We start from the raw sequence: 4,461 nt of genomic DNA on the forward strand, positions 1-4,461 counted from the left end.
CTCCTCGTTCTCGGGATCAAGGTGGCCGCCTCCACCGTCTGGGAGATCCTCCAGGAGGCTGGGATCGACCCGGCACCGGAACGCGCTTCCAGCACGTGGGCGGACTTCCTGCGCTCCCAGGCCGACGCCCTGCTGGCGTGCGACTTCCTGGAGACGGTCACGCTGTCCGGGGTGCGCCTGTACGTGTTCGCGGTGATCGAGCATGCCAGCCGGCGGATCCGGATCCTCGGCGCCACTGCGTACCCCACCGCATCCTGGGTGACGCACGTCGCGAAGAATCTCGTCATGGACCTCGAAGACGCCGGCTGCCGGGTCAGGTTCCTGATCCGGGACCGGGACGGGAAGTTTCCCGCCCTGTTCGACACCGTCCTCAACGATGCAGGGATCGAGGTGGTGCTCAGCGGCGTCCGGATGCCGCGCATGAACTCGATCATGGAACGGTGGGTGCAGACCTGCCGGCGCGAGCTGCTGGACCGCACCCTGATCTGGAACCAGCGACACCTGCTCCACGCGCTACGCGAGTTCGAAGACTTCTACAACTCCCACCGGCCCCATCAAGGCATCGCCAACGCCCGCCCGCTACGCCCCTTGCCGAGGCCGATCAGCGATCCGGAGCAGATCATCCACCTCGACATACGACGACGCCAACGACTCGGCGGCATCCTCCACGAGTATCGACATGCCGCCTGAACTGGGCGGATGAGCTTTTCGGCAGGCGCAGGGTCTCACCCGGCGCCCGCCGCTACTACGACAAGCAGCGAGCCCGTGAAGCCGGCTACAACTCCGCCCTCCGCCAGCTCGGCAACCGCCTCGTCGGCATCCTCCACGGATGCCTCAAAACCCGCACCCACTACGACGAAGCAACTGCCTGGGCACACCACGCCCAACCCCATGCCGCTTGACACCAAACAACATGGGGTGTCTGACCAGGCACCTCGTCGCCTTCGGCCTGTGCGTCCATGTAGGGATCATGACGGCCCTTCAGGAATCCCGAGGGTCCGTCATGATCTATGCGGATCCCTCGCTTCCGTCTGCCGGGCTGACCTGCAGCAACGGGAGATGAAAGCCAGGACGAACCCGCAGGATGTCGCACACCCGGACCGCACCCGCCGGAGCCGGCTCACACGGCGTCAAAAGTTTTGACAGCAAATCGGACTTCTCGTTCCGTTCCTACCGGGACCCCAAGTTCGTCGTAGCCGGGGATCACTGCGGACAGCGGTTCGGACACCGTGGCGGCGTACATGGCCAGCTCCCCGCCCCCACGGGTGAGCACGTATCGCCATCCGTCGCCGCCAGGGCGGGCCGGGCCGTCCGCGGGCAGCTGACCTCGGCGGGAGAGCGCTGAGTTCGGGACAGTTACCGCTCCCGGACGGTGTAGGTCAGGTGCGTCACCCTTGGGGAGGGCTCCGCGCGGACCGGCTCCAGGGCCACGCGGCCGACGTCCACGCCCTCGAACAGGCGGATTCCGGAGCCGAACAGCACGGGTGACAGCGCAATCGAGAACTCGTCGATCAGGCCGGCGTTCACGTACTCCAGGATCGTCGCGCCGCCGCCCGCGATGCGGACGTCACGGTCGCCGGCGGCCTCGCGGGCCTGGTCGAGGGCGGACTCGATGCCGTCGTTGACGAAGTGGAAGGTGGTCCCGCCGGGCCGCTCCCAGGGGTCACGCTTCTCGTGCGTCACGACGAAGACCGGCGTGTGGAACGGCGCCGCCTCCGGCCACATCTGCTCGCCGGCGTCGAACATGCGCTTGCCCATCACGCTCGCGCCGGTGCGCTCGAATGTCTCCCGCACGATGTCGTTGTCGCGCCCCTCCTCGCCGCCCTCGCCCAGCTTCAGGTTCTCCCGGAAGAACTGCAGCGGGAAGATCCACTGCTGCAGTTCCATCCACTGCTGCCCCATCAAGTCCTCGGAGGACTCGGGCGCGATGAACCCGTCCAGCGACATCGACACGCTGAAGAACACCCTCCCGGCCATCAGCCCTCCGCCCCCTTCCCCACGATCTCGGTGATGTACGTATCCAGGTTGCTCAGGGTCTGCCGGCCGCCCTCGATCGCGTGGTACTTCTCGACCGCCTCGTCGCGCAGCTCCTTGGTGGGGAACAGCGTGCGCATCTCGAYCCGGGTCACCGCGCCGTCGGGCTCGAACGTGAGGACCGACTCGAAGGCGTTCGGGTCGCCGCGGGTCTCACCGTGGAGCAACGCGATCCGCTCCGGCGGGGCGATCTCGGTCCAGGAGATCCACTCCTGATAGTCCGTCCCGTCCGGTCCGTGCAGCACGAAGTCCCACTCCCCGCCGACGCGGAACTCGAACGCCCGCGTGGTGGTGGTGAACCCCTCCGGTCCCCACCACCGTGACAGGTGCCGCACCTCGGTGAACGCCTCGAACACCAGCTCCCGTGGGGCGTCGATAAGCCGGGAGATGACGATCTCGCGGTCGGCTGTCGCCGACTGCGCCGGCGTTCCTTGTTCTGTCGTGCTCATCAGCTACTCCGCTTTCCTTGTCTGCTTCAGGTCCTGCACGTAGGCGTCCAGYCGGTCGAAGCTCTCGTTCCAGAACTGCTCGAAACCGCCGGTCCACTCGTGGACGGGCCGCAGCCCGCTGGCGTCCAGGCCGTACAGGCGCTGCTTGCCTGCCTTGCGGTCMCGCACCAGCCCGACCTCCCGGAGCACCCGCAGGTGTTTGGACGCCCCCGGCTGGGTCATCCCCARCTCCTGGGCCAACTCGGTCACCGACCGCTCACCCGCCCGCAGCAGTACCAGGATCTCCCGGCGCTGCGGCTCGGCGATCGCGTTGAAGACGTCCGACGTCGTCGCTGCTCGTGCCATGGGGCGATCATATGCCGATATCGGTATGCGTCAAGTCGAAAGAAATCAGGCTGGTCGCGTCAGATGACGATCGTGACCCTTGTCGGCGGCTGCGGAAACCGAGCGATGACAGATCCCTGTGACCGGCGCGACTGACCTGCTCTAGGCGGAAACCGTCACGCTTCGTGTTCGCAGAAATGAGTAGTTTTGAGAGACCGGAGACCCCCGCCGGAACGTGTCCGGTTTGCCCCTGATCTTCGTTCTCACAACCTCTCGCAAAACGGCTTTCGCACAAAGCCCCTCGCGATAGGTTTTGCGACATGCCCCAGCCCGCCGAACCGGCCGCCGCCGTCGAACAGTTCGACTGTCCGACCTGTGAGGTGCTCGCCGGAAGCACCTGCCGCACCCGCGGCGGCAAGGTCGCCTCGAAGTACCACCCCCCGCGCTTCATGCTCGTCCCCCAGCTCCGCGCCGAGCTGGAGGTGAAGACCCCCGCCGACCGCGGCCCCGGCCGCGCGTGGGAGATGGGCCCCGCCGTCGACGCCGCAGTGCCGGAGGCCGCGACGTAGCCCACCAGGGTGGGCTGCGCGAGGTGCAGCACCGCCCAGCAGGAACTCCAGAGCCAGCTCGACGCGCTCGCCGAGGCCGGGTGCGACCCGGTCTTCTCCGAGAAGATCAGCACCCGTATCAAGGTGAGACCGGAGTTCGGCAAGGCGATGGACTTCGTCCGCACCATCAAGAAGGCCGTCCCGCACCAGCGGGTCATCCTCACCGTGCACGAGATGAAGCGCCTCGGCCGTGGCGCCGCCGAGCTGCTGGCCATCGCCGAGGACCTGCGCCACCACGACATCGAACTTCTCACCGGCCCCCTCCAGGGCGTCTACGATCCGTCCGGGCATGGCGCCGCCCTGTTCGCCTTCTTCGCCGGCATGGCCGAGTCCGAGCGCGAATACATCCGGGAGAAGTCCCTCGAAGGCCAGGCGTCCGCCCGCGAACGCGGCCGGCACGGCGGCAGGCCCAAGGTCGTCGACGACGACATGGCCGCCTACGCCCGGTCCTTGCGGGCCAACGGGGTGCCCGTCCCGCAGATCGCGCAGAAGCTCGTCATCGCCTCGGGCAAGAACAAGGGCGAACACCCGTCGGTCGCCACCGTCTACCGCATCCTCGCCGAGGAAGCCGACAGCACCGCGTGAGCCCGGATGCCCGTCAGGGCTTCAAGATCAGCTCGTTGCCCCTGTGACCCATATCTGGGTCACACCCCTCCACACTCTGGGCGTCCACCACCAGCCGCTGCTCGGTCAGCGCCCGCAACCGCAGATGGTCCTCGAACAGCTGCCGGGCCACCCCCGTTATGTTTTCCGCGGTCCTGCAAGAGGGCCGCTGGCCTCCGAGCCCGGCATGACGGTGTCCCCCTGTCGAACGGATGACAATGCCGTTGCTTTTAGTGGTCGTGCCACCGGTTGTTCAAGGCCACGGTGACCGGTGGGCGACGGCTGCTGGGGGGCTCGCCAGGAGCTTTGCTGGCGTAGCCGGTGATGCAGGAACGGATCTTGCGAGGGCAGTCACGCGACCTCCGGCGGGGCAGCAGGCTGCGACCGATTTCAGAGAGTCCGAGGCGTCGGTCCCGCTTGCGGGCTGAGGGGGGAAAAGCCGC

General features: G+C 67.4%; 6 protein-coding genes and 1 pseudogene. 4 read left to right on the forward strand and 3 right to left on the reverse strand.

Annotation, left to right across the window (positions count from 1 at the left end):
* Together DIZ27_RS44330 and DIZ27_RS48320 are read left to right on the forward strand one after the other, a co-directional pair.
* Nucleotides 1-690 (forward strand): integrase core domain-containing protein (locus DIZ27_RS44330; RefSeq protein ID WP_258308918.1); only part of this gene is annotated, 690 nt, incomplete at its 5' end.
* Between the two features lie 2 nt (nt 691-692).
* Nucleotides 693-902 (forward strand): annotated as a pseudogene (locus DIZ27_RS48320) (hypothetical protein); the annotation flags it as partial.
* A 454-nt stretch (nt 903-1,356) separates the two neighbouring features.
* Here the strand turns inward: DIZ27_RS48320 and DIZ27_RS44340 are convergent.
* The 3 genes from DIZ27_RS44340 to DIZ27_RS44350 are packed head-to-tail and all read right to left on the reverse strand — an operon-like array spanning nt 1,357 to nt 2,828.
* The gene (locus tag DIZ27_RS44340) at nt 1,357-1,977 is read right to left on the reverse strand and encodes a dihydrofolate reductase family protein (protein ID WP_109383903.1); all 621 of its coding nucleotides are present in this window, start codon (nt 1,975-1,977) and stop codon (nt 1,357-1,359) included.
* On the reverse strand, nt 1,977-2,483 hold the full coding sequence (locus tag DIZ27_RS44345; RefSeq protein ID WP_109383904.1) for an SRPBCC family protein: 507 nt from the start codon (nt 2,481-2,483) through the stop codon (nt 1,977-1,979). Before DIZ27_RS44345 ends, DIZ27_RS44340 begins: the two co-directional genes overlap by 1 nt.
* A 3-nt stretch (nt 2,484-2,486) precedes the next feature.
* Nucleotides 2,487-2,828, reverse strand: coding sequence for a metalloregulator ArsR/SmtB family transcription factor (locus DIZ27_RS44350; protein WP_109383905.1), 342 nt, complete (start codon nt 2,826-2,828; stop codon nt 2,487-2,489).
* Nucleotides 2,829-3,127: 299 nt separating this feature from the next.
* Here DIZ27_RS44350 and DIZ27_RS48325 point away from each other — a divergent pair, with 299 nt between their 5' ends.
* Nucleotides 3,128-3,376 (forward strand): hypothetical protein, encoded by a 249-nt coding sequence (locus tag DIZ27_RS48325; protein ID WP_258308919.1) that lies wholly within the window; start codon nt 3,128-3,130, stop codon nt 3,374-3,376.
* A 9-nt stretch (nt 3,377-3,385) separates the two neighbouring features.
* Nucleotides 3,386-4,000, forward strand: a complete 615-nt coding sequence (locus DIZ27_RS44355; RefSeq protein WP_258308920.1) for a recombinase family protein — start codon at nt 3,386-3,388, stop codon at nt 3,998-4,000.
* Nucleotides 4,001-4,461 lie beyond the last annotated feature (461 nt).

It is taken from the genome of Streptomyces sp. NWU339 (genome assembly GCF_003143855.1).
Taxonomy (GTDB): Bacteria; Actinomycetota; Actinomycetes; order Streptomycetales; family Streptomycetaceae; genus Streptomyces.